Raw genomic sequence first — 1,914 nt, forward strand, 5'->3', positions numbered from 1 at the left:
GTACATATCTTAAGTTACATTTTTAGTCTTTTAGTAATTAGAGGCTAAATTCTAGTGAAATACTCGGAATAGTGCTAAACTAATAAATGAATCAATTTATTCTACTTAATTTTTACATATCCAAAGGGGTGTAAGTCATGATCAATCAACTTTCATGGAAAGTTGGAGGACAACAAGGGGAAGGTATTGAGAGTACTGGGGAAATCTTTGCAATTGCACTGAATCGCCTGGGATATTACTTGTATGGTTATCGTCACTTTTCTTCACGTATTAAGGGTGGTCATACAAACAACAAAATCAGAGTAAGTACGACAGAAGTGCGTTCAATTTCTGATGACCTAGATATCCTAGTAGCATTTGACCAAGAAACGATTGATTTAAACTACAAAGAACTTCACAGTAATGGTGTAATCCTTGCTGATGCAAAATTTTCACCAAAGAAACCTGATGATACGGAAGCATCATTGTATGCGGTACCATTTACTGAAATTGCCACTGAACTTGGAACTTCTTTAATGAAGAACATGGTAGCAATCGGTGCAACATCTGCCGTATTAGACTTAGATATTAATGTATTTGAAGTAGTAGTTCGTGAGATTTTTGGCAAAAAAGGCGACCAAGTAGTTGCAAAGAATATGGATGCAATCAAAGCCGGTTTTGAAAAAATGAAGGAAAATCTTGCTTCAGGTATCCAAACCATGGAACTTGAAAAGGCTGACGGCAAAAAACGGATGTTTATGATTGGTAACGATGCAATTGCTCTTGGAGCTATTGCCGGCGGATGCCGTTTTATGGCAGCTTACCCAATTACACCTGCATCTGAAATCATGGAATACTTAATTAAAAAGCTACCTGCACTAGGTGGTACAGTAATTCAAACAGAAGACGAAATTGCTGCTTGTACAATGGCAATTGGGGCTAACTACGCCGGCGTACGTACGATTACTGCTTCTGCTGGACCTGGACTATCATTAAAGATGGAAGCAATCGGACTATCAGGTATTACTGAAACTCCGTTAGTAATTGTAGACACGCAACGTGGTGGTCCTTCAACAGGATTACCAACTAAACAAGAACAATCAGACCTTATGGCAATGATCTATGGAACACATGGTGAGATTCCGAAAATTGTCATGGCTCCAAGTACAGTTGAAGAAGCGTTCTATGATACCGCGGAGGCATTCAATTTAGCTGAAGAGTATCAATGTCCAGTCATTATTTTATCTGATCTTCAATTATCTTTGGGTAAACAAACCGTTGAACCATTAAGCTATGACAAGGTTGAAATCAGACGTGGGAAATTGGTAACAGATGAAATACCTGCTAATGAAAATAATGCGTACTTCAAACGTTATGAAGTAACAGAAGATGGAATTTCTCCACGTGTAATCCCTGGTATGAAGAATGGTATTCACCATGTAACGGGTGTTGAGCACGATGAGACTGGTAAACCATCTGAATCTGCTGCAAACCGGAATGCACAAATGGATAAGCGTTTCCGCAAAGTCGAAAATATTCGCTTTGATACTCCTGTATATAAAAATGTTAAGCATGAGGATGCGGATGTTTTATTTGTAGGATTTAACTCAACACGCGGAGTTATTGAAGAAGCAATGACACGTTTAGAGAATGATGGCATAAAAGTCAATCATGCGCACATCCGTTTAATTCATCCGTTCCCAACGGACGAAGTTCTTCCACTTGTCCGTTCTGCTAAGAAAGTTGTAGTTGTGGAAAACAATGCAACTGGCCAATTAGCGAATATTATGAAAATGAATGTTGGACATGCTGAAAAAATTACTAATCATCTTAAATATGACGGAAATCCATTCCTGCCACACGAAGTATATACAAAATGTAAGGAGTTGTTCTAATTCATGGCCACTTTTAAAGACTTTCGTAACAATGTAAAAC

General features: G+C 38.2%; 1 protein-coding gene. It reads left to right on the forward strand.

What is annotated here, in order from left to right; all coding sequences use genetic code 11:
- The first annotated feature begins 137 nt into the window (after window positions 1-137).
- Window positions 138-1,874, forward strand: a complete 1,737-nt coding sequence (locus tag V7659_RS27225; protein WP_335543204.1) for a 2-oxoacid:acceptor oxidoreductase subunit alpha — start codon at window positions 138-140, stop codon at window positions 1,872-1,874.
- The last annotated feature ends 40 nt before the right edge of the window (window positions 1,875-1,914 follow it).

This window comes from Neobacillus drentensis (assembly GCF_036966985.1).
In the GTDB taxonomy this organism is placed as follows: Bacteria; Bacillota; Bacilli; order Bacillales; family Cytobacillaceae; genus Neobacillus; species Neobacillus drentensis_E.